Source organism: Pseudonocardia kongjuensis, assembly GCF_039526905.1.
Classification (GTDB): domain Bacteria; phylum Actinomycetota; class Actinomycetes; order Mycobacteriales; family Pseudonocardiaceae; genus Pseudonocardia; species Pseudonocardia kongjuensis.
In genome coordinates this window covers 47,685-68,672 of sequence record NZ_BAAAJK010000053.1, presented here as the reverse complement: position 1 = coordinate 68,672, position 20,988 = coordinate 47,685, and the positions used below count along the sequence as shown (strand labels likewise).

Genomic DNA, 20,988 nt, shown 5'->3' with positions numbered 1-20,988 from the left:
CGCGATCACCCGCCGGTGAGCAGGGCGAGGTAGATCCCGGCCAGCACCGCCGGGTCCCGCAGGTCCCCGACCAGCGCCTGCACCCGGCCCAGCCGGTGCCGGACGCTGTTCGGGTGCACGTGCAGCGCCCGCGCGGTCGCCGGCACGTCCTGGCGGTGCGCGAGCCAGACCCGCACCGTCTCGACCAGCGGCGGGGCCAGCGGCGCGAGCAGGGGCCGGGCCAGCTCCGCGGTGCGCTCCTCGCCGATCTCCAGCACCATCCGGTCGAGGACGCCGAGGTCCCCGGCGCGGACCGGGCCGCCGCCGGTCAGCGCCGCGTGCCGGGCGGCGAGCCGGGCGTCGCGGTGGCCGGGGCCCAGCGGCGCCCCGGCAGCGACCCCGGCCGACCCGGCCACCGGGAGCCCGCCGGCCGCGCCGGCCACCGGGGGCGCGCCGGCCGCGCCGGCCACCGGGGGCCCGGGGGCGGGGACGTCCTCCCCCACGACGGCCACCACCGAGCCGTCGACCTCGCCGAGCAGGTACGGGACGCGCAGCGCGTCCAGCGTGCGCTCGGCGTCGGCGAGTGCCGTGCCGGCGGCCAGCACGAGCACCGTCCGCGGCCGGTCGGCGGGCGGTCCGTGGGTCCCGGCGTCCGGGCCGGGCGCCGGGTCCCCGGCCACCAGCCGGTGCAGCTCGGCGGCCCGGTCGGCCCGGCGGCGGAGCGCGTCGTCGTCCGCGGCGGCGGCCAGCCCGCCGAGCAGCCGCGCCACCAGCGCCACCGCCCGCACGATCAGCGGGACCGGCACCGATCCGCGCGACGCCCCCGCCACCAGCCAGGCGCGCAGCTCGCCGCGCGGCCGGACGGCGGCGGCGAACAGCCCGTCGGCGTCCACCACCTCGACCGGTGGCCCGGTGATCGCGAGCCCGCGGAACCGGGTCCAGCGCTCGGCCGCCCCGGCCCGGCCGGACGCCGGATCGGCGGCGAGCACCGACCCGTCCGGGCGGTGCAGCGCGACCCCGCAGCGCAGCGCACGGGCGAGCCCGTGCACCAGCGACTGCTGCGGGACCGGCCCGTCGAGCAGCCCGGTCAGCGTGTCGGTGATCGCCGCGGTCCGCCGGAACACGTCCCGGTCGCGATCCAGCACCGCCGCGTCGACGGCGCGGACGATCTCCCGGAACGGCGTCGCCTCGGGCACCGCGAACAGCGGCAGCTCCCGGCGGCGGGCCTCGTCGACCAGCGCGGCGGGGACGGTGTCGTGCACGATCCCGATCCCGAACCCGAGCGCCGCGAGATCACCGGCGGCCAGCTCCGCGACCAGCTCCCGGCAGTCGGCGGGCGAGCCGAGCCGCAGGCCGGTGGTGAGCAGCACCCAGCCCGGCGGCACCCAGCGCGTCGGGTGCCCGATCTCGACGACGTGCGCGCCGAGCACCGGCCGCCGCCGCCCCGGCACGACCGGGAGGAGCCCGAAACCGTCCCGGCCGAGCAGGTCGTCGAGATCCACACCCTTGTGGATAACACAACGACGCCGTCCACAGTTGTGGATCCACCGGGATCCGGCGGCCGGTGATCGGGGCTAGCGTCGAACGGCGAGTCCCCGTCCCGCCCAGGAGGTCCGCCGATGTCCGCGTTCTGGCATCCGTTCGCCGCCATGCACTCCGTCCGCGACAGCGCGGTGACGATCGTCCGCGGCGAGGACGTCTGGGTGTTCGACGACGCAGGCAGGCGCTACCTCGACGGCACCGCGAGCCTCTGGTACGCCAACGTCGGCCACGGCCGGCGGGAGATCGTCGACGCGATCGCCGAGCAGCTCGGCCGGCTGGAGGCGTACTCCACGTTCACCGACTTCACCAACGAGCCGGCCGAGCGGCTCGCCGCCGAGATCGCCGAGCGCGCCCCGCTGGACGACGGCAAGGTCTTCTTCACCAGCGGCGGCGGCGACTCGATCGAGACCGCCGCGAAGCTCGCCAGGGAGTACTTCGGCGCGATCGGGGAACCGCAGCGCACGGTGCTGCTGCACCGCGAGCACAGCTACCACGGCACCCACGGCCTGGGCACCTCGCTGGCGGGCATCCCGGGCAACCGGCTGGCCGGGCCGTTCGTGCCGGACGTCGTGCAGACCCCCTGGGACGACGCCGCCGGCCTGGAGAAGGCCATCGTCGATCTCGGCCCGGAGCGGGTCGCGGCGTTCTTCTGCGAGCCGGTGATCGGTGCGGGCGGCGTGCTGCCGCCGCCGGAGGGCTACGTCGCGGCCGCCGCCGAGGTCTGCCGCCGGCACGGGGTGCTGTTCGTCGCCGACGCGGTGATCTGCGGGTTCGGCCGGCTCGGCGACTGGTTCGGCGTCGAGCGGTTCGGGGTCCGCCCGGACATCGCCGTCTTCGCGAAGGGCGTGACGTCGGGCTACCAGCCGCTCGGCGGGATCGTGGCGTCCGAGCGGATCGCGGCCCCGTTCTGGGACGTCCCGGGCCGGGTGTTCCGGCACGGCCAGACCTACGCCGGTCATCCCGCGGCGTGCGCGGCGGGCAGCGCCACGATCGCCCTGCTGGAGCGGGACGGGCTGCTGGCCAGGGCCGACGTGCTGGAGACGCAGCTGCTGGAGCGGCTGCAGGGGATCGCCGACCATCCGCTGGTCGACCACGCCCGCGGCGGCACCGGGGTGCTCGGCGCGCTCGCGCTCGACCCGGAGCGGCTGGCCGGGGCGCCCGACCTGCCGCAGCGGGTGTTCCGCGCGGCCCGCGAGCGCGGGGCGCTGATCCGCCCGATGGGCTCGGCGGTCGGCTTCTCGCCGCCGCTCACCGCGACCGCCGAGCACCTCGACCTGCTGGCCGAGGTGACCGCGGCCGCGCTGGACGACGCTGCTGTGAGCCGGTAGACGGCTCAGCCGCGCGCGGTCCGGCGCATGGTGTGCGCGTCGGCGCCGGACGGGTGGTAGTACCGCTTGCGCAGGCCGACGATCTCGAAGCCGTGCCGCTCGTACAGCGTCCTCGCCGGCTCGTTGTCGGTCCGCACCTCCAGGAACACGGTGGCGCGCAGCTCGTCGGCGACCTCCAGCAGCTTCGCCAGCAGGGCCCGGCCGATCCCGTGCCGCTGCCAGGCCGGATCGACGCCGATCGTGTGCACCTCCGCCTCGGCCTGCGGCGGGCCGGCGACGACGGCCAGCCCGGCGTAACCGACGAGCTCGCTGCCCGCCCGCGCGGCGAGATAGAGCTGCCCGGAGCTGACGGCGTCCCGGAACGCCTGGGCGCTCCACGGGTCGTCGCCGGGGAACAGCAACCGCTCCAGCTCCGCGCAGCGCTCGGCGTCGGCCCGGTAGAGCGGGCCGACCGTGACGGTGGTGCTCATGCGGTGACGCGCTTGCGCCCGGTGGGCTCGACGGCGTCCGGGCGGCGCAGGTAGAGCGGCTCGACCGGCTCCGGCTCCCGCCCGGCCCGCAGCGCGGCCGCGGCCACCCCGACCAGGCCCTCCGGGGTGGCGGCATCGGGCCCGCCGACCGGGACACCGAGCCGGTCGGCGAACGCCGGGTCCCCGGCGACGGTGCCGACCGCCAGCTCGCCGAGCCGGCCGGCCAGCGTGTCCGGCGGTTCGACGGCGGGGCCGCTGAGCCGCCGCGCCGCCGGGTCGTAGGCCGCCCAGTACACCTCGCGCCGGCGCGCGTCGGTCACGACGAGCAGGTTGCCCGGCCCGGCCTGCGGACGTTCCGCGCCCGGCTCGGCGATCCCGGCCGCGGCCAGCGCGATCGCGTCGTGCGTGCAGACGCCGTGCACCGGGACGTCGAGCGCGTGGCCGAGCGCGGCCGCCGAGGCGATCCCGACCCGCAGCCCGGTGAACGGCCCCGGCCCGGCGCCGACCACGATCGCGTCCACCGTCGCGAGGTCCCGGCCGGTCTCGGCGCACAGCGCCCGGACGGCGGGCATCAGCAGCTCGCCGTGCCTGCTCGGGCGGGTGGGGGAACCGCGGTGGGCGCGGACGGCGAGGGCCCGCGGGATGTCCTCCAGCGCGACCAGGCCGGCGGTGACGACCGGGGTCGCGGTGTCCAGGGCCAGTACCAGCACGGTCGGCCAGCCTACGGGCGTGCGGTGCGGCGCAGCGTGGCGACCCGGGTCTCGTCCTCGCGGCGCTCCAGGACGACCTCGACGGCGCGCTCGGCGAGCCGGTCGGCCACCCCGATCCCCCACTCGACGGCGACCACGGCCCGGTCCAGCTCGGTGTCCAGGTCCAGGTCGTCGAGCTCGTCGATGACCGCGGCGGCAGCGGCAGCCTCGTCCGGCCCGCCGGCGCCGCCCAGCCGGTAGGCGTCGACGTGCACCAGCGCCGGCCCGTCCCCGGACGGCGGGTGCTCGCGGGCGATCACGAACGTCGGCGACGCGACCTGCCCGGTCACCCCGAGCCCGCGGGCCAGCCCGCGGACCAGCGCGGTCTTGCCCGCCCCGAGCGGGCCGGCGAGCAGCAGCACGTCCCCGGCGACGAGCTCGCGGCCCAGCTCCTCGCCGAACGTCTCGGTGTCGGCGACGGTCGGCAGCTCGCGGCGCAGCGGCGCGGCACCCGGCGCGGGGATCACGCGCGGCCCTTCCGCTTCCCGCGGCCGGCCCCGCGCAGGACGCCGGCGCGGCGGCGCGGGCGGTCCGGCGTGCCGTCGGCGTCCGGGCGCCGGTCCGGGCCGTGCTCGGGGCGCCTGCGCCGGAACCGGCCGCCCCGGGTGCGTTCCAGGCTGCGCTCGATCAGCGCACCCAGCTCGGCGTCGACCTTCTCCGGCTGCTCCAGCATCGGCATGTGCCCGACGCCGGGCAGCCGCACCAGCCGCGCGGTCGGGATCGCGTCGGCGATCACCTCGCTGTGCCGGTACGGGATGATCCGGTCGCCGTCGCCGGCCAGCACCAGCACCTCGGCGCAGCACAGGCCGGGCAGCGCGGCGAGCCGGTCGTGCGTGCCGAGGGTGTCGACGAAGTCGGTGAGCGCACCCACCGCGTTCGAGTCGATCATCGTGTCGACCAGGTCCACCATCCGCGGGTCGACCTGCCGGTCGCCGTAGGCGAACCGCTTGGTGATCGCCCAGATGATGTCGCCGAGCGCGCGGCGGCCGGTCTCCACCAGCCCCGGCTGCCAGGCGGCGAGCCCGCCGAGCGCGCGGATCACCGGGTTGCGGCGGGACAGGAAGGTGCCGGGCAGGCCGGACGCCGCCATCTCGCCCGCCGACGTCGACACCAGCGCGACGGCGGCGACCCGGTCGTGGAACAGCTCCGGGTGCTGCTCGGCGAGCGCCATCACCGTCATGCCGCCCATCGAGTGCGACACCAGCACCAGCGGCCCCTCCGGGACCATCGCGCGGATCACCGCGTCGAGGTCCCGGCCGAGCTGGTCGATGGTGCAGGAGTCCTGCGGCGCCCGCTCGGAGCGGCCGTGGCTGCGCTGGTCGTAGAGCACCATCCGCACCGACGGGTCGGTCATGCCGGCCAGGAACGCGCGCTGCTCCTGCCAGGTCCGCCGGTCCAGCGCGAAGCCGTGCACCAGGACGACGGTCGCGGCGGGCTCCGATCCGTCCGCGGGCGCGACCTCCTCGCAGGCGAGCCGGATGCCGTCGTCGGCCATCACCGAGCTCTCCTCGCCGATCCGGCCGGGCGAGGGCGCGCCGCCGTGCTCGGCCATCTCGGTGGCCAGGCTGCGCCGCGCCGAGGCGATCTTGCGGCGCTGCGCGGCGACGCCGACACCGGCGGCCGCCCCGGCCGCGCCGACCAGGCCGCCGGTGATCCCGGCGACCGTCCATCCCCTGCGGCTCACGCCTGCCCTCCGTCGTGCACCGTCCGGCGGACCCGGCCCTTGATCCCGGTGACGATCTCGTAGTGGATGGTGCCGAGCTCGTCGGCCCACTCGCGGGCGGTCGGCCCGCCGCCCGCGCCGGTCCCGAACAGCTCCACCGGGTCCCCGACGGCGACCGCGAGCGCGCCCGGCTCCCCGCAGTCGACGACGAACTGGTCCATGCACACCCGGCCGGCCACCGGCCGGATCGTGCCACCGATCCGCACCCGCATCCGGCCGCGGTCGTTCCCCCGCCGCGGGACGCCGTCGGCGTAGCCGAGCGGCACCAGCGCCAGCACCCGCGGGCCGGCGGCCACGAACTCGTGGCCGTAGGACACGCCCTCGCCCGCCGGGACCGTCTTCACCAGCGCGACCCGCCCGCGCAGCGTCATCGCCGGGCGCAGCGGGCTGTCCGCGGGCTGCGCGATCGGGTCCAGCCCGTAGGCGGCGATGCCCGGCCGGACCAGGTCGAGGTGCAGGTCGGAGCGGGTCAGGGTGGCCGCCGAGTTGGCGAGATGGCGCAGCGGGGCGAAGCCGCGGTCGCGGACGTGCGCGACGGCCGCGTGCAGCCGGGCCGCCTGGGCGTCGATGCTGGGATCGCCGGGCTCGTCGGCCCGCGCCAGGTGCGACCAGACGGCGACCGGCTCGGCGGTCCCGTCGGCGGCGGCCGCCACGACGTCGTCGACCAGGCCCGGCCACTCGCCGGGCGGGCAGCCGTTGCGGCCCAGCCCGGTGTCGGCCTTGAGGTGCAGCCGGACCGGCCGGCCGGCCGCGCGGGCCCCGGCGAGCACCGCGGCGAGGTGCTCGCGGGAGGACACCGACAGCTCCACCCCGGCGGCGACGGCGGCGGCGAAGTCCTCGTCGGGCAGGTGCAGCCAGCTCAGCAGCGGGGCGTCGATCCCGGCGGAGCGCACCGCGAGCGCCTCGTCGAGGGTCGCCACGCCCAGCCGGGTCGCGCCCGCCGAGAGCGCGGCCCGGGCGACGCCGGGTGCGCCGTGGCCGTAGCCGTCGGCCTTCACCACGACCATCGTCTCGGCGCCCGAGCGGGACGCCGCACCGGAGAGCAGGGCGACGTTGTGCCGCACCGCGTCCAGGTCGATCACGGCCTCGGCGCGCGGGCCGCCGGCCGGGGGTGTGGCGGCACCCGCACCGGGCACGGGTTCGGTGGCAGGCAACACGGGTCCGATCATCGCATCCCGCACCGGTCGGCCCGCCGGGGACGGGACCGCGCGGCCCGGGCTCAGCCCGCTGCGGCGGCCCGCACCCCGCTCAGCGCGCCCGGGATCGCGGCCTGCAGCGACGACGCGGGCACCGGCACCGGCGGCAGCCCGTGCGCACGCGCGGCGCGGGTCGCCGCCCTGGCGTGCACGAGGGTCGCGCAGCCGGCCGCCCACCAGGGCTCCAGGCCGGCCGCCAGGAGGGCACCGATCATCCCGGTGAGCACGTCGCCGGAGCCCGCGGTGGCGGCCCACGCGTCGGCCGCCGGATCGACCAGCGCGCGCCCGTCCGGGGCGGCGACGACGGTGGCGTTGCCCTTCAGCAGCACCGTCACGCCCAGCTCGGCCGCGGCGGCCCGGGCCGCCGCGACCCGGTCGCCGCCGTGGTCCCGGTACAGGTCGCCGGCGATCCGGGCGAACTCGCCGGCGTGCGGGGTGAGCACCGCGGGCTGCCCGTGCACGCGCTCCCGCAGGGCCCGGTCGGCGGCCAGCAGGGTGATCCCGTCGGCGTCGATGCAGACCGGCACCTCCCGGTCCAGCACCGCCTCCAGCACGGCCCGGCCGGCCGATCCGGTGCCGATGCCGGGGCCGACCGCCCACGCCTGGGTGCGGCCGGCGTCGGTGATGTCCCCGGTGGCGACGATCTCCGGCCAGTGCCGGCGCACCTCGTCGGCCGCCGATCCGGCGAACCGCACCATCCCGGAGGTGGCCAGCGCGGCCGCGCCGGCGGCCAGCACGGCGGCGCCCGGGTAGGTCGCCGATCCGGCGGCGATCCCGACGACGCCCTGGCTGTACTTGTCGTCGTCCGGGCCCGGGACCGGCCAGTACCGGCCGGCGTCGGCGTCGTCGAGCACCCGGGCGTGCGGCTCGCCCAGGTACGGTCCGAGGCCGAAGTCGACCAGGTGGACCGGTCCGCACAGCGGCGCCGCGAGCGCGTGCACCGGCTTGCGGGTGCCGAAGGTGACGGTGCACGCGGCCCGCACGTGCGGCCCGGCGGTGCGCCCGGTGTCGGTGTCGACGCCCGACGGCAGGTCGCAGGCGACGATCGGGACGCCCGCCCGGTCCGCGGCGTCGACCAGCGCCGGGGCCGGATCGCGCAGCGGGCCGCGGCCGGAGATGCCGACGATGCCGTCCACCACGACGTCGGCACCGGCCACCAGCTCGCGCGCCGCGTCCAGGGTCTCCGGCAGCACCGGCAGCACCCGGCCGCGGGCCCGGCGCAGCGCGGCGAGCCCGGCCGGATGGGCCCGGTCCCGGTCCAGCAGCAGCGCGGTGACCCGGGCGCCGCGGCGGCGCAGCTCGGCACCGGCCCACAGCGCGTCGCCGCCGTTGTCGCCGGCCCCGACCAGCAGGACCACCCGGCGTCCGTAGCCGCCGCCGAGCAGGCCGCGCAGGTGCGCGGCCAGCCCACCGGCCGCCCGGCGCATCAGCACGCCGTCGGCGACCGTCGCCGCCATCGCGCTCTCGGACGCCCTGACCTGCTCCGCGGTGTACAACCCGTGCATGGCGCGGAGACTAGACCCGCGTCCCGATCGGCGGTCGGCTCACTCCACGGTGACCGACTTCGCCAGGTTCCGCGGCTTGTCCACGTCGTAGCCGCGGGCCCGGGCGATCTCGGCCGCGATGACCTGCAGCGGGATCGTCGCCACCAGCGGCTGCAGCAGCGTCGGCACGGCCGGCAGCTCGAAGAGGTGGTCGGCGAACGGCCGCACCGTCTCGTCCCCGGTCTCGGCCAGCACCACGGTCCGCGCGCCGCGGGCCTTGATCTCCTGGATGTTGCTCAGCAGCTTGGAGTGCAGCACCGCGCGCCCCTTCGGCGACGGCATCACCACGACCACCGGCAGGCCGTCCTCGATCAGCGCGATCGGGCCGTGCTTGAGCTCGCCCGCCGCGAACGCCTCGGCGTGCATGTAGGCGAGCTCCTTGAGCTTGAGCGCACCCTCCAGGGCGACCGGGTAGCCGACGTGGCGGCCCAGGAACAGCACGGCCTTCGACGGCGCCAGCTCCTGCCCGAGCGCGCGGGCCGCCCCCAGCGACTCCAGCACCTCGGCGACGGCCGCCGGGATCGCCTCCAGCTGCTCGTACTCGCGGACCACCTCGTCCGGGTACTTGGTGCCGCGGGCCTGCGCCAGCGCCAGGCCGACCAGGTAGTTCGCGGCGACCTGCGCGGTGAACGTCTTGGTCGCGGCGACGCCGATCTCCGGACCGGCGTGGGTGTAGATCACCGCGTCCGACTCGCGCGGGATCTGCGCCCCGTTGGTGTTGCAGATGGCCAGCACCCTGGCCTTCTGGTCCTTGGCGTGCCGCAGCGCCTCCAGGGTGTCCGCGGTCTCGCCGGACTGGGAGATCGCGACGACCAGCGTGGACCGGTCCAGCACCGGGTCGCGGTAGCGGAACTCGCTGGCCAGCTCGATCTCGACCGGGATCCGGGTCCAGTGCTCGATCGCGTACTTCGCGAGCAGCCCGGAGTGGTAGGCGGTCCCGCAGGCGACCACGAAGACCTTGTCGACGTCGCGCAGCTCCTGGTCGGTGAGCCGCTGCTCGTCGAGCACGATCCGGCCGTCGACCAGGTGCCCGCGCAGGGTGTCGGCGATCGCGGTCGGCTGCTCCTCGATCTCCTTGAGCATGAAGTAGTCGTGGCCGCCCTTCTCGGCGGCGGCCAGGTCCCAGGTCACCTCGAACGGGGTGGCGGTCACCGGCTCGCCGTGGAAGTCGGTGACCTCGTAGCCGTCCCGGGTGATGGTGACGACCTGGTCCTGCCCGAGCTCGACGGCCGAGCGGGTGTGCTCGATGAACGCCGCGACGTCGGACGCCAGGAACGTCTCGCCGTCGCCGATGCCGAGCACCAGCGGCGAGTTCCGGCGGGCCGCGACGATCCGGTCCGGGTCGTCGGCGTGCGTGACGACCAGGGTGAAGGCGCCCTCGAGCCGGCGGGCCACCGCGCGGACGGCGGCCGGGAGGTCCCCGGCGGTCCCGCCCTCGGCGTAGGCGACGGCGACCAGGTGCGCCGCCGTCTCGGTGTCGGTGTCGGACTCGGCCCAGATCCCGCGCGCCTCCAGCTCGGCGCGCAGCTCGATGAAGTTCTCGATGATCCCGTTGTGGACCACCGCGACCTTGCCGTCGCTGCTGCGGTGCGGGTGCGCGTTGCGGTCGGTCGGCGGGCCGTGCGTCGCCCAGCGGGTGTGCCCGATCCCGGACGTGCTGACGAACCCCTCCCGGCCGATCTCGTCCAGGCGGGCCTCCAGGTTCGCCAGCGCACCCGCCTTCCGCTCCACCAGCAGGTCACCGTCACCCGGTAGGGCGACACCGGCGGAGTCGTACCCGCGGTACTCCAGGCGGCGCAGGCCGCCGAGCACGACGTCGAGTGCGACCTGATGACCGACGTAACCGACGATGCCACACATACGACCGAGCGTATCGACGCCCGATCCGCGATCTTCCGGCGCCGGGTGCGAGCGGCGCCACGCCCGAGGTGGGCGGCGCGGCGGGCAGGTCGTGACCTGCACCGGTACGGTGCCGTCCGTGGCCCGGACCAGCGTGACCCGTCCCCCGTCCATGAAGGGGGCCAAGGACGCCCTCGGCGTGCTCTCCCGGCCGGGGCCGAACCCGGTCCGGTACGGCGATCTCGGCCTGATCGGGTTGCCGGGCATCGTCTACACCCCCGCGGAGGGCTACCAGCTGCCCGCCGTCGTGCTCGGGCACGCCTGGCTGCAGCCGGTGCGCCGCTATCACGAGCTGCTCCGGCACCTCGCGACCTGGGGTTTCGTCGCCGCGGCACCGAACACGCAGCGCGGCCCGGTGCCGAGCGTGTCCCGGTTCTCCGCGGACCTGAACACCGTGCTCGACGTGTGCGTCGGCGTCCGGCTCGGCGACGGCCACATCAGTGTCGACGCCCGCCGCACCGCCCTGGTCGGGCACGGCATCGGCGGTGGCGCGGCGATCCTGGCCGCGGCCGCCCGGGAGCGCCTCGGCGCGCTGGTGACGCTCGCCCCGGCCGAGACCTCGCCGTCCGCGATCGAGGCCGCGGGCCGGGTGACCGCACCCGCCCTGCACCTGGCCGCCGCGGTCGACTCGCTGGCGCCGGCCGCCGGGCACGCCGAGCCGATCGCCAGGGCGGCCGGTGGCGAGGTGACCCTGCGCAGCATCGACAAGGCGGGTCATCTCGGCTTCTGCGAGGGCACGCACTGGTCGAGCCTGCTGCTGCAGAACCGCCCGCAGCACCGCACCCGCAAGATCACCCGGGCGCTGGTCACCGCGTTCCTGATGCAGGAGCTGATCGGCGAGAAGCGGGTGTCCGCACTGACCTCGGGCAACGTCCCGGGGGCTCCGCTGGTCGATCTCACCCCGGCCGAGGACGACGAGGAGTCCGCCTCGTCCGGCGGCCTGCTCGGCATCGGCCGCTGACCGGGCCGGCCGGCGCCTGATCACCGATCGGGAACCGGGACGCCTCCCGGGCGACCGATCCGGTGCCCGATCCGTGATCAGCAGCCGGGGTCCGGGCCGCCGTGTCAGCGGCCGGGTCCCGGCCCCCCGTGTCAGCGGCCGGGGTCCGGGCCGAGCGGCGGCAGCAGCGGTGCGACGACGCCGCGGCGGTCGGTGGTGCGGGTCCCGGTGATGCCGGGCAGCGGCGGGGCGGTAGGCCCGGCCGGGCCGGTTTCCGGCTGCCCGGGTTCGGGTTGCCCGGGTTCGGGTTGCCCGGGTTCGGGTTGCTCGGAGCACCCGTCGAGGCGCTGTCTTTCGGCCGTGGCGTCGGCGGCCAGCCGGTCGGTCGCCCGGCGCACCAGATCGAGCCGGTCGGTCCACTCCCGGCCCGCCGGGTCGTCCCAGGCGGCGGCGAGGGCACGGCGCACCGCGACCAGCGCACCGGCGGTGTCGTCGAGGTGCTCCACCAGCCGCCGCAGCGCAGCGCTCTGCTCCGCGATCCCGGTCACCGCGGGTCCCGTGCCCCGGCCGGATCCGATCGCCCGGCCGGATCCGATGGTCCGGCCGGATGGCTCGGCGTCGTCCAGTGGGCCGCCCGGAACGCTGCGGCCGTCATCTCGTCGGCGGCGCGGGCTGCGCCGGCGCAGTACCGGGCGGTGGCGGCCAGGGACTCCAGCTCGTCGGCGATCCGCAGCGCGTCCCGGCCGTGCTCACCGGTCGGGCCGGCGGCCACGGCGGCCCGCAGATCGACCACGGCGTCGTCCAGCCGGGTGGCCATCCGGTCCAGTGCATCGGGGTCCCGCCGCAGGTCCGGTCGCATCCCGGCACTCTGCCCGATCCGGCCCCCGACCACCCCGGGTCGTTCGCCATCGCGAACGGCAGCCGTCGAGCGTTGCACGATGGCGGTCCCGACGACCATCGTGCAACGCTCGAGCGGCGGCGGTTCAGCTCGCGGCGGCGACCACGTCGGCCAGCCGGGCGGCGACCGCACCGGCCTCCTCGGCGGTCGGCGCCTCCACCATCACCCGGACCAGCAGCTCGGTGCCCGAGGGTCGCAGCAGCACCCGCCCGGTGTCGCCGAGCTCGGCCTCGGCCTTCGCGACGGCCTCGGCGACCCGGTCGGACGCGGCGACCGCGTCCCGGTCGCCGACCACGACGTTGCGCAGCACCTGCGGCAGCGGCGTCATCACCGACGCCAGCTCGGCCAGCGACGATCCGGTCGAGGCGATCCGGCTCATCAGCCGCAGCGCGGTGAGCAGGCCGTCCCCGGTCGTCGCGTGACCCGGCAGCACCACGTGCCCGGACTGCTCCCCGCCGAGCGAGTACCCGCCCTCGCGCAGCCGCTCCAGCACGTACCGGTCACCGACCTTGGTGGTGTCCAGGGTGATCCCGGCGTCGCGCATGGCGAGGTGCAGGCCCAGGTTGCTCATCACGGTCGCGACGAGCGTGTCGTGGGCGAGCTCGCCGGCGTCGCGCATCGCGAGCGCGAGCACCGCCATGATCCGGTCGCCGTCGACGACGTTCCCGGCGGCGTCCACCGCCAGGCAGCGGTCGGCGTCGCCGTCGTGCGCGATGCCGAGATCGGCCCCGTGCTCGACGACGGCGCGCTGCAACGGCTCCAGGTGGGTGGACCCGACGCCGTCGTTGATGTTCAGCCCGGTCGGCTCGGCGTTCAGCGCGATCACGTCCGCGCCGGCCTGGCGGTACGCCTCGGGCGCGGCGACGGACGCGGCGCCGTGCGCACAGTCCACGACCACCTTCAGCCCGGCCAGCGAGCCGGGGGCCGCCGACAGCAGATGGTCGACGTAGACGGTGGTCGCGTCCGGCGCGTCCCAGACCCGCCCGATGTCCGCACCGGTGGGCCGGTCCGCGCGGGTGCCGAGACCGCGCTCGATCTCGTCCTCGACGTCGTCGGGCAGCTTGTGACCGCCCGCGGCGAACAGCTTGATGCCGTTGTCGGGCATCGGGTTGTGCGACGCGGAGATCATCACGCCGAGATCGGCGCCCGCCTCGGCGACCAGGTGCGCGACGCCCGGGGTGGGCAGCACGCCGACCCGGATCGCGTCCGCACCGGCCGAGGTCAGGCCCGCGACGACCGCGGCCTCCAGCATCTCCCCGCTCGCGCGCGGGTCCCGGCCGACGACCGCGACGGGGCGGCGGCCGGCTCCGTTCGACAGGGTGCGCGCGGCCGAGGCACACACACCAACGGCGAACTCCGGAGTGAGGAGTTCGCCGTTGGCCAGGCCCCGGACGCCGTCTGTCCCGAAAAGGCGACGCATCCGGTCTGCGATCAGCGCTTGGAGTACTGGGGCGCCTTGCGGGCCTTCTTGAGGCCGTACTTCTTGCGCTCGACGGCGCGGGCGTCCCGGGTGAGGAAGCCGGCCTTCTTCAGGGCCGGGCGGTCCTCGGAGTCGAGCTCGACCAGCGCGCGGGCGATGGCCAGGCGCAGCGCGCCGGCCTGACCCGCGGTGCCGCCGCCGCGCAGGTTCGCGAAGATGTCGAACCGCTCCGTCTTCTCGACGGTGACCAGCGGCTCCTTCACGATCTGCTGGTGCAGCTTGTTCGGGAAGTAGGTCTCGAGCGGCTTGCCGTTGAGCGTGAAGCCACCGGTGCCCGGCAGCAGCCGGACGCGGACCACGGCCTCCTTGCGGCGGCCGACGGTCTGCACCGGACGGTCGCCCTGCAGCGGCGCCTCGGCGGCGAACGCGTCGGCGTTCTCCTCGATCGAGTAGTCGACCTCGTCGACGGCCTCGGCGTCTGCGGCCTCGACGTCACCGACGGCCTCGCCGACGGTCTCGGTCAGCTCGGTCTCGGTCGCCGCGGCGGCCGCACCCTCGGTCTCGACCGCGTCGACGACCTCGTCGGGTCCGTTCTCGGGGCTGGTCACGGGCTGTCCCTCTTCGTTGCTCGGGGTGGTCACTGGCTGACCTGGGTGATCTCGAACGGCTGCGGCTTCTGCGCCTCGTGCGGGTGGTCCGGACCGGCGTAGACCTTCAGCTTCTTGGCCATCGCACGCCCGAGCCGGTTCTTCGGCAGCATGCCCTTGATCGCCTTCTCGACGAGGCGGTCGGGCTGGCTGTCGATCATCTCGCCGACGGAGCGCTGGCGGAGGCCACCCGGGAAGCCGGAGTGGCGGTAGACGAACTTGTCGGTCCGCTTGTTGCCGGACACCGAGATCTTCTCCGCGTTCACGATCACCACGAAGTCGCCGTTGTCGACGTGCGGCGCGTAGGTCGGCTTGTGCTTGCCACGCAGCAGCGTGGCGGCGTGCGTGGCGAGCCGACCGAGGCGCACGTCGTCGGCATCGATCACGTGCCAGGCGCGGGTGATGTCGCCGGGCTTGGGGCTGTACGTGGGCACGGATCTACCTCGTCGTCGTTCTCGGCTGCGGTGGGCGGTACCGGCGGACTCGTCCGCTCGGATCCGGCCCACACTGGTGTGGTTCCTAGCGTGCCGCTGGTGGACGCCGGAGGGACGCTCGCCCGCCGGAGTTCGCTGCCTCGCACCTTCTCGAGGAACGACGGTCGGCGCCCGCGGGTCTCCACCGCTGCACAACGAGTGTCAAGAGTACCCGGCGATCCCGGGAGCGGGCGCGAGGGGGGTCGGTCGGCCCGCTCCCGGGATGGTCAGACGCCGAATCGGCCCGCGTTGCGACGCTCCACGTCCTGGTATCCCTGGCCCGCGGCGGACACCAGCGCCCGGATCCGCTGCAGCGTCCCGGTGAGGTCCGCGGCGGAGCGGTCCCAGCGCTGCTGCGCCTCGTTGTACCGGTTCGCCGCGTCGCCGGTCCAGCCCGCCACGACCGGGGTCAGATGACTCTGCAGCTCCCCGAGCTGCGCGGTGATCCTCGCCCTCGCCCCGTCGATGTCCGCGGCCGCCTGGTCGATCGCCGCGAACGTGACCCTGATCTCCGATCCCATGCCCGTTCCCCTCTCAGCCCAGCGCCGATGTGATCGCGGAGACGTTCCGCGCGTTCTCGTCCTCGACCGCCTGGTAGGCCGTGGCCGTGCCGCCGAGCTGCTCGGCGATGTCGGCGAGCGCGGCGTTGAGCCGCTTCGCCTCGGCGTCCCACTCCGCCATCAGCGCGGTGAACGCCGTGGCCGCCGCACCCGCCCACTGCCCGCGGGTCGCCTCGAGCCGCGAGCGCAGCCCGCCGAGCTCGCCGTTGACGGCCTGGCTCACCTCCCGCACCCGCCCGGCCGCGCGGGCCATCTCGTCGGTCGTCGTGCCGAATCCCTGGGTCATCCGCCCACCCCGTCCCGTTCCGGCCGGGCGGTCGCCCGGCCGGCGGGGACCGTGCCATCCGACGCCCGGCGGCCGCGGCCGTTCCCGGGGTGACTGTTCGCGACCGGGAACGGATCACCGCGTCCGGCGCAGCGATCCGGCGATCTCGGCGCAGGCGGCCGGCGGCTCGGCCGCGACCGGCCTGCGGCAGCCGACGACGAGCTGGTCGGTGCCGCTGAACAGGACCAGCCAGTCGACGACGGTGCCGTCGCCGGGATGCTGGCGGTAGCGGTGCGTCCCGGGGGCCGCGCCCGGTTCCGGCGGGGTCACGCCGCGGGCACCGGCCAGCCGGGCGGCCAGCTCCCGGCGGGCGCGGTCCGGTTCGCGTCCGGCGTCGTAGCCGAGCGGGCTGCGCTCGACGACCACCAGCTCGGCCCCGTCCGGCCGCCCGGCCGGGGTGAGCAGGCTGCGCCGGCGGGCCGGGTCGCCGCCGGTGTGCTCCCAGCCCGCCGGGAGGACGGCCGCGTACCCGTACTGGACGAGGGTCCCGCCGGCTGGTGCACCGGGTGACGGTCCGGGTGGCGGTCCGGGTGGCGGTCCGGGTGGCGGTCCGGGTGGCGGGCCGCCCGCCAGGAGCCCGGCGGTGAGCAGTGCCGCCCCGAGCAGGGCGGTGGCCGGGAGCGCGGCCCGGCCGACGACCCGGCGCACCCGGCGCACCCGGGGCACCCGGGGCATGCGGTCCCGCCGGTCCCGGCCGGCGGGCGGTCCCGGCGGCGGCCCGGGCCGGACCGGCCCGGGCAGCACGGCGTCTACCGGCCCCGACTCCAGCAGCCCGGCACCCAGCAGCCCGGCACCCAGCAGCCCGGCACCCAGCAGCGCCGCCCCCAGCACCGCGGCGGTGTCCGGACCCGCGCCGTCGACCGCGGCCGGGTCGGCGGGGTCGTCCGGGTCCACCGGGCCGGCCCGCCGCACCGGGCAGGGTGCGGCGGCGACGTCCCCCGCCGGCTCCCCCACCAGCACGATCTCCACCGCACCGACGGCGCGTGCCGCGATCCCGAGCGGGAGCGCCGCCGGCACCGGCTCGACCACCGCGCCGTCCCGGACGACCGCGGGCCCGCCCCGGGACGGATCCGCCGACCAGGTCTCCGCGACCAGGACCGGCCCGGGCGGCGGCGCGGGCCCCACCGCGAGCGCGGCGACCGCGACCGGCACCGTCTCCACCCGCGGCGTGCCGGGGAACCGCCCGCCGGGGGTCGCACCGACCCGGACGACCACCGCGGGCGGATGGTCCCCGAAGAAGTCGGCGACCGCGGCCGCCGGATCGGTGCCGCCGGGCGCGGCGGCGAGGAGGCGGATGCCGTCCGGATCGGCCGCGGCGAGCAGCACCCGGTCCGGGCGGGCGTGCACCGCGACCGCGTACCCGGTCATCCCGGCTCGGTCCAGGCGAGCTGCAGCCGCCGGGCGCCGTGCCTGCGGTCGACCAGCACGGCCCGCCCGGGGGGCCCGGGCCGCGGCTTGACCTTCTCCAGCAGCGCGCCCTCGTCGGGGCTGCCCGACCCGACCAGACCGGGCGCGCCGAGCTCGCGCAGCCTGCCGAGCACCGGATCGAACAGCGCCCGTGCCGCGCCGCCGGTGCGGCGGGCCAGCACCACGTGCAGCCCGACGTCGCGGGCCTGCGGCAGGAACTCGGCCAGCGGCAGCAGCGGGTGCGGCGTCGTCCCGCCGGGCGGGACGACCAGGTCGTAGTCGTCCACCAGCAGCCACACCTCGGGCCCGCTCCACCAGGACCGGTCGCGCAGCTGCTGCGCGGAGACGCCGGGCCCCGGCAACCGGCGCCCCAGCGAGCCGGCGATGTCGGCGCAGGCCTGCGCGGTGGCCTGGGCGGTGGAGGTGTGTGCCAGCAGGTGCGTGGCGTCGATCGCGCCGAGCAGGGTCCGCCGGTGGTCGACGGCGACGATCCGGGCCTGCTCGGGCGTCCACCGGCGGGTGATGTCGCGGGCCAGCAGCCGGAGCAGGTTCGTCTTGCCGCCGCCGGAGTCGGCGAAGCAGAGCAGGTGCGGCTCGTCCGGGTCGAGCTCGACGGCGGCGAGCCGGTCCTCGTCGACGCCGACGGCGGGCCCGCGGCCGGGTCCGGTGGGCAGCTCGTCGACCGCGATCCGCTCGGGGAGCAGCCGGACCTCCGGCATCGTGGGCCCGTCCCAGGCCGCCGCGACGGCCGGGGCGAGATCGGCTCCGGGACCGGGCCACGGCGCGGCGAGCACGGCGGGGGCGCCGTCCGGGGCGAGCCCGTGCCCGGGCCGGACCGGCACCGCCGCCGCCCGCCTGCGGTCCACCTCGGACTCGCCGGGATCGCCGAGGCGCAGCTCGATCCGGCTGCCGAGCTGGTCCTTGAGCGCGGGCCGGAAGTCGGCCCAGCGGGCGGCGGTCACCGCGACGTGCACGCCGTAGGCCAGCCCGCCCGACGCCAGCGCGGTGACCCGCTCGTCGAGGTCCTCGAACCCGGCCCGCAGCGCCGTCCAGCCGTCGACGACGAGCAGCAGATCGGTGCACGGCTCGTCCGCCAGGTCCCCGGCGCCGCGCCGGGCCCGGAACTCCTCGATCCCGGCGATGCCGTGCGCGGCGAACAGCTGCTCGCGCCGGTCGACGGTCGCGACGACCTCGGCGACGACCCGGCGCACCAGGTCGGTCCGGCGCCGGTCGGCGACCGTCCCGACGTGCGGCAGCCCGGCGAGCGGGCCGAGGCCGCCGCCCCCCAGGTCGAGCACGTGCACGCCGAGCTCGTGCGGGGTGCGGGTGAGCGCGAGCGCGGTGACCACCGTGCGCAGCGCCGTCGACTTGCCCGACCGGGGCCCGCCGACGACGGCGAGATGCCCGGCCGCCCCGGACAGGTCGAGCGTGAGCAGGTCCCGGCTCTGCAGGTAGGGCCGGTCGACGAGGCCGACCGGCACCGCCCAGCCGCCCGGGCCGGGCACCTGCAGGCCGCGGCCGGGCCGCACGGCCGGCTCGCCGAGCACCGCGGTCAGCGGCGGCGGCTCCTCCAGCGGCGGCAGCCACACCCGGTGCGCCCGCGGGCCGGGAGCCGCACCGACGGCGGCGACGACCCGGTCGAGCAGGCTCGCCGCGGCGACCGGCTGCCCGGCCGGTTCCGGGACCGGCACCGGGTCCGGCAGCGCGACCGGCCCGGCCGGGAACGGCAGCGCGCGGCGCGGCCCGCCGGACGCCCGGCCCCGGCCGGCCGGCTCGTCCTGCGGGCCGGAGACGTAGGCGGCCCGGAACCGGACCAGCTCGTCGGTGCCCGCGGACAGGTAGGCCGAGCCGGGGGTCGGCGGGAGCAGGTGGGCGTCCGGCACGCCGAGCACGGCGCGGGACTCGGCGGCGGAGAACGTCCGCAGCGCGATCCGGTAGGACAGGTGCGACTCCAGGCCGCGCAGCCGCCCCTCCTCCAGCCGCTGCGAGGCCAGCAGCAGGTGGATCCCGAGCGACCGGCCGAGCCGGCCGATCGTCACCATCAGGTCGATCATCTCGGGGCGCTGCGCGAGCAGCTCGGAGAACTCGTCGACCACCACCAGCAGCGACGGCAGCGGGTCCAGCGGAGCCCCGCCGCGCCGGGCCGCGTCGTGCTCGGCCAGCGACGCGAGGTTCCCGGCGGCGCGCAGCAGCTCCTGCCGCCGGGTGATCTCCCCGGCGAGCGCGTCGGCCATCCGGTCGACCAGGGTCAGCTCCTCGGCCAGGTTCGTGATCACCGCCGAGACGTGCGGGAGCCCGGCCAGCCCGAGGAACGTCGCACCGCCCTTGAAGTCGACCAGCACCAGGTTCAGCTCGTCCGCACCCGCGGTGGCGACCAGGCCGAGCACCAGCGTCCGCAGCAGCTCGGACTTGCCGGACCCGGTCGCGCCGATGCACAGCCCGTGCGGCCCGGCGCCGCCCTGCGCCGACTCCTTGAGATCGAGCACGACCGGCCGGCCCGCCGGGTCGGTGCCCAGCGGGACGCGCAGCCGGTCCGCCGGGCCGCGGCGCCCGCGCAGCGCCGCGATCCCGTCCCGGTCCGGGCGGCCGAGGCCGAGCAGCGGCCCCAGCCCGGGCGCCCGGACGTCCACCGGACCGTCCGGGCCCGCGGCGTCGGCCGGGCCGTCCGGCCGGTAGCGCGCCAGCCGCCGGGCGAGCGCGCGCGCCTCGGCCCCGGTGACCGCGTCCGGGACGCCGACGGGTGTCCCGCCGGGGCCGCCGCGGCGCAGCGTGCGTGCCCCGCCGGGTTCGACGCCGACGGCGAGCCGCAGCACCGACACCGCGGGCCGGCGGCCGCGGGCCGGGCCGATCCGCAGCACGGTGACGCCGGGCACCCCGGCCCAGGCGCCGGGGGTGTCGGCGGCGCCGTCCAGCACCACCAGCAGGTGCCGGTCGCCCGACGACGGCTCGTCCACCCACCAGCGGCGGACCCGGTCCGGGTCGTCGGTGAGCATCCGGAGCGGCCCGACGGCGTCGGCGAGCGCCGGGTGCCCGGCGTGCGGCAGCCATTTCACCCAGTCCCAGCGCCCGGCGGCCGTCCCCGGCGCGACGACGGCCAGCCGCGCGTCGTCCGGCCCGTGCCACAGCACGTACTGGACGACGAGCGCGCGGGCCAGGTCGACCGCGGCGGCCGCGGCGGCGCTCCCGTCCGGCTCCACCCAGATCGTCGCCGACGCCCGCGCGTCCACCGCCACCGGCAGGTCGTCCACGGTGGAGTGCCGGCGCAGGAAGCGGCGCAGTGCGAGCGCGGACAGCGGCTCCAGGCTCTCCAGCGGGCCGGTGTGCGGTGCGCTGAGCCGGGCGGCGAGCCGCTGGGTGCCGCGACCGGCCCGCAACCGGCCGAAGTCGTCGTCGGCGGGGCGACGCTCCCACAGCCGGCCCGCGGCGAGCACGTCCGGCCAGGCCCCGGGATCGGGGTGCACGGTCTCCAGCGCGCGGCGCTGCCGGGCGGCGATCCCGGCCGCGCGGCCGCCGAGCACCTCGAGGTAGCGCAGGTAGTCGCGGCGGTCCTCGTCCATCGTCGCGGTGCGCGCGCCGGCCCCGCGCCCGCCGCCGGTGAGCAGCATGCCCAACGCCGAGAGCGCGAACATCCCGCCGAACAGCCACGTCCCGGTGTCGCCGCGGCCGAGCACCACGAACAGCACCGCGCCGCCGACCATCGCCAGCGGCAGCAGCCGCTGCGCGAGCCCGCCGGGGACCGGCCGCTCCGGCTCCGGCGGCGGCTCGGGCACCAGCTCCCCGCCGGGCATCTCCGGCACCGTCCGGCGTGGCCGCCGCAACCCGATCGTCCCGCCCACCGGTGCCTCCTCTGTGGACACGAGTTCTCCCGAACGCCCGCGGCCGGCGCCG

Annotated in this window: 19 protein-coding genes; 2 read left to right on the top strand and 17 right to left on the bottom strand. The window is 77.2% G+C overall.

The genetic code is table 11. The features are described from left to right. Window positions 1-5 precede the first annotated feature (5 nt). Window positions 6-1,481 (bottom strand): PucR family transcriptional regulator ligand-binding domain-containing protein, encoded by a 1,476-nt coding sequence (locus ABD160_RS30030; RefSeq protein WP_344028980.1) that lies wholly within the window; start codon window positions 1,479-1,481, stop codon window positions 6-8. 117 nt (window positions 1,482-1,598) lie between these two features. Here ABD160_RS30030 and ABD160_RS30025 point away from each other — a divergent pair, with 117 nt between their 5' ends. Beyond that, window positions 1,599-2,849: an aminotransferase family protein gene (locus tag ABD160_RS30025; protein WP_344028977.1), complete on the top strand. Its 1,251-nt coding sequence runs from the start codon at window positions 1,599-1,601 to the stop codon at window positions 2,847-2,849. A gap of 5 nt (window positions 2,850-2,854) precedes the next feature. On the opposite strand, the gene rimI is transcribed toward ABD160_RS30025, so the two are convergent. The 7 genes from rimI to glmS all read right to left on the bottom strand — a co-directional run bounded on the left by rimI (window position 2,855) and on the right by glmS (window position 10,391). Continuing rightward, complete coding sequence (rimI, locus tag ABD160_RS30020) at window positions 2,855-3,319, bottom strand: ribosomal protein S18-alanine N-acetyltransferase (RefSeq protein ID WP_344028975.1); 465 nt, start codon at window positions 3,317-3,319, stop codon at window positions 2,855-2,857. Next, a complete protein-coding gene (gene tsaB, locus ABD160_RS30015) occupies window positions 3,316-4,029 on the bottom strand; it encodes a tRNA (adenosine(37)-N6)-threonylcarbamoyltransferase complex dimerization subunit type 1 TsaB (protein WP_344028972.1) in 714 nt (237 codons plus the stop codon). Before tsaB ends, rimI begins: the two co-directional genes overlap by 4 nt. A gap of 11 nt (window positions 4,030-4,040) precedes the next feature. Then, the gene (tsaE, locus tag ABD160_RS30010; protein ID WP_344028969.1) at window positions 4,041-4,535 is read right to left on the bottom strand and encodes a tRNA (adenosine(37)-N6)-threonylcarbamoyltransferase complex ATPase subunit type 1 TsaE; all 495 of its coding nucleotides are present in this window, start codon (window positions 4,533-4,535) and stop codon (window positions 4,041-4,043) included. Further along, window positions 4,532-5,752 carry an alpha/beta fold hydrolase gene (locus ABD160_RS30005; protein ID WP_344028966.1) on the bottom strand — a complete coding sequence of 407 codons (1,221 nt, stop codon included), beginning with the start codon at window positions 5,750-5,752 and terminating at the stop codon, window positions 4,532-4,534. Before ABD160_RS30005 ends, tsaE begins: the two co-directional genes overlap by 4 nt. Then, window positions 5,749-6,945 carry an alanine racemase gene (gene alr / locus ABD160_RS30000; RefSeq protein ID WP_344029808.1) on the bottom strand — a complete coding sequence of 399 codons (1,197 nt, stop codon included), beginning with the start codon at window positions 6,943-6,945 and terminating at the stop codon, window positions 5,749-5,751. Before alr ends, ABD160_RS30005 begins: the two co-directional genes overlap by 4 nt. A 65-nt stretch (window positions 6,946-7,010) precedes the next feature. Continuing rightward, the gene (locus tag ABD160_RS29995) at window positions 7,011-8,492 is read right to left on the bottom strand and encodes an NAD(P)H-hydrate dehydratase (RefSeq protein ID WP_344028964.1); all 1,482 of its coding nucleotides are present in this window, start codon (window positions 8,490-8,492) and stop codon (window positions 7,011-7,013) included. A gap of 39 nt (window positions 8,493-8,531) precedes the next feature. After that, window positions 8,532-10,391: a glutamine--fructose-6-phosphate transaminase (isomerizing) gene (glmS, locus tag ABD160_RS29990; protein ID WP_344028961.1), complete on the bottom strand. Its 1,860-nt coding sequence runs from the start codon at window positions 10,389-10,391 to the stop codon at window positions 8,532-8,534. A 118-nt stretch (window positions 10,392-10,509) separates the two neighbouring features. Here glmS and ABD160_RS29985 point away from each other — a divergent pair, with 118 nt between their 5' ends. Next, window positions 10,510-11,391, top strand: a complete 882-nt coding sequence (locus tag ABD160_RS29985; protein ID WP_344028958.1) for a dienelactone hydrolase family protein — start codon at window positions 10,510-10,512, stop codon at window positions 11,389-11,391. Between the two features lie 131 nt (window positions 11,392-11,522). Here ABD160_RS29985 and ABD160_RS29980 read toward each other — a convergent pair whose 3' ends face one another. The 9 genes from ABD160_RS29980 to eccCa all read right to left on the bottom strand — a co-directional run bounded on the left by ABD160_RS29980 (window position 11,523) and on the right by eccCa (window position 20,936). Further along, window positions 11,523-11,918, bottom strand: coding sequence for a hypothetical protein (locus ABD160_RS29980; protein WP_344028956.1), 396 nt, complete (start codon window positions 11,916-11,918; stop codon window positions 11,523-11,525). Then, window positions 11,915-12,229, bottom strand: coding sequence for a hypothetical protein (locus ABD160_RS29975; protein WP_344028953.1), 315 nt, complete (start codon window positions 12,227-12,229; stop codon window positions 11,915-11,917). The genes ABD160_RS29980 and ABD160_RS29975 overlap by 4 nt, the downstream gene beginning before the upstream one ends. A 124-nt stretch (window positions 12,230-12,353) precedes the next feature. After that, the gene (gene glmM, locus ABD160_RS29970; RefSeq protein ID WP_344028950.1) at window positions 12,354-13,688 is read right to left on the bottom strand and encodes a phosphoglucosamine mutase; all 1,335 of its coding nucleotides are present in this window, start codon (window positions 13,686-13,688) and stop codon (window positions 12,354-12,356) included. An 11-nt stretch (window positions 13,689-13,699) separates the two neighbouring features. Further along, window positions 13,700-14,296: a 30S ribosomal protein S9 gene (rpsI, locus tag ABD160_RS29965; protein ID WP_344028947.1), complete on the bottom strand. Its 597-nt coding sequence runs from the start codon at window positions 14,294-14,296 to the stop codon at window positions 13,700-13,702. Between the two features lie 29 nt (window positions 14,297-14,325). Beyond that, window positions 14,326-14,769 carry a 50S ribosomal protein L13 gene (gene rplM / locus ABD160_RS29960; RefSeq protein WP_344028945.1) on the bottom strand — a complete coding sequence of 148 codons (444 nt, stop codon included), beginning with the start codon at window positions 14,767-14,769 and terminating at the stop codon, window positions 14,326-14,328. 266 nt (window positions 14,770-15,035) lie between these two features. After that, window positions 15,036-15,329 carry a WXG100 family type VII secretion target gene (locus tag ABD160_RS29955; RefSeq protein WP_344028942.1) on the bottom strand — a complete coding sequence of 98 codons (294 nt, stop codon included), beginning with the start codon at window positions 15,327-15,329 and terminating at the stop codon, window positions 15,036-15,038. A gap of 13 nt (window positions 15,330-15,342) precedes the next feature. Beyond that, window positions 15,343-15,654 carry a WXG100 family type VII secretion target gene (locus ABD160_RS29950; RefSeq protein ID WP_344028939.1) on the bottom strand — a complete coding sequence of 104 codons (312 nt, stop codon included), beginning with the start codon at window positions 15,652-15,654 and terminating at the stop codon, window positions 15,343-15,345. A 114-nt stretch (window positions 15,655-15,768) separates the two neighbouring features. After that, complete coding sequence (locus ABD160_RS29945) at window positions 15,769-17,061, bottom strand: type VII secretion-associated protein (RefSeq protein ID WP_344028936.1); 1,293 nt, start codon at window positions 17,059-17,061, stop codon at window positions 15,769-15,771. Further along, window positions 17,058-20,936 carry a type VII secretion protein EccCa gene (eccCa, locus tag ABD160_RS29940; protein ID WP_425563686.1) on the bottom strand — a complete coding sequence of 1,293 codons (3,879 nt, stop codon included), beginning with the start codon at window positions 20,934-20,936 and terminating at the stop codon, window positions 17,058-17,060. Before eccCa ends, ABD160_RS29945 begins: the two co-directional genes overlap by 4 nt. Window positions 20,937-20,988: the final 52 nt, after the last annotated feature.

Excerpts from the sequence above, each read along its gene's own strand:
- ABD160_RS30025 (WP_344028977.1), top strand. The coding sequence starts at position 1,599 with ATGTCCGCGTTCTGGCATCCGTTCGCCGCCATGCACTCCGTCCGCGAC.
- rimI (WP_344028975.1), bottom strand. The coding sequence starts at position 3,319 with ATGAGCACCACCGTCACGGTCGGCCCGCTCTACCGGGCCGACGCCGAG.
- ABD160_RS29995 (WP_344028964.1), bottom strand. The coding sequence starts at position 8,492 with ATGCACGGGTTGTACACCGCGGAGCAGGTCAGGGCGTCCGAGAGCGCG.
- glmS (WP_344028961.1), bottom strand. The coding sequence starts at position 10,391 with ATGTGTGGCATCGTCGGTTACGTCGGTCATCAGGTCGCACTCGACGTC.
- ABD160_RS29975 (WP_344028953.1), bottom strand. The coding sequence starts at position 12,229 with ATGCGACCGGACCTGCGGCGGGACCCCGATGCACTGGACCGGATGGCC.
- glmM (WP_344028950.1), bottom strand. The coding sequence starts at position 13,688 with ATGCGTCGCCTTTTCGGGACAGACGGCGTCCGGGGCCTGGCCAACGGC.
- ABD160_RS29955 (WP_344028942.1), bottom strand. The coding sequence starts at position 15,329 with ATGGGATCGGAGATCAGGGTCACGTTCGCGGCGATCGACCAGGCGGCC.
- ABD160_RS29950 (WP_344028939.1), bottom strand. The coding sequence starts at position 15,654 with ATGACCCAGGGATTCGGCACGACGACCGACGAGATGGCCCGCGCGGCC.
- ABD160_RS29945 (WP_344028936.1), bottom strand. The coding sequence starts at position 17,061 with ATGACCGGGTACGCGGTCGCGGTGCACGCCCGCCCGGACCGGGTGCTG.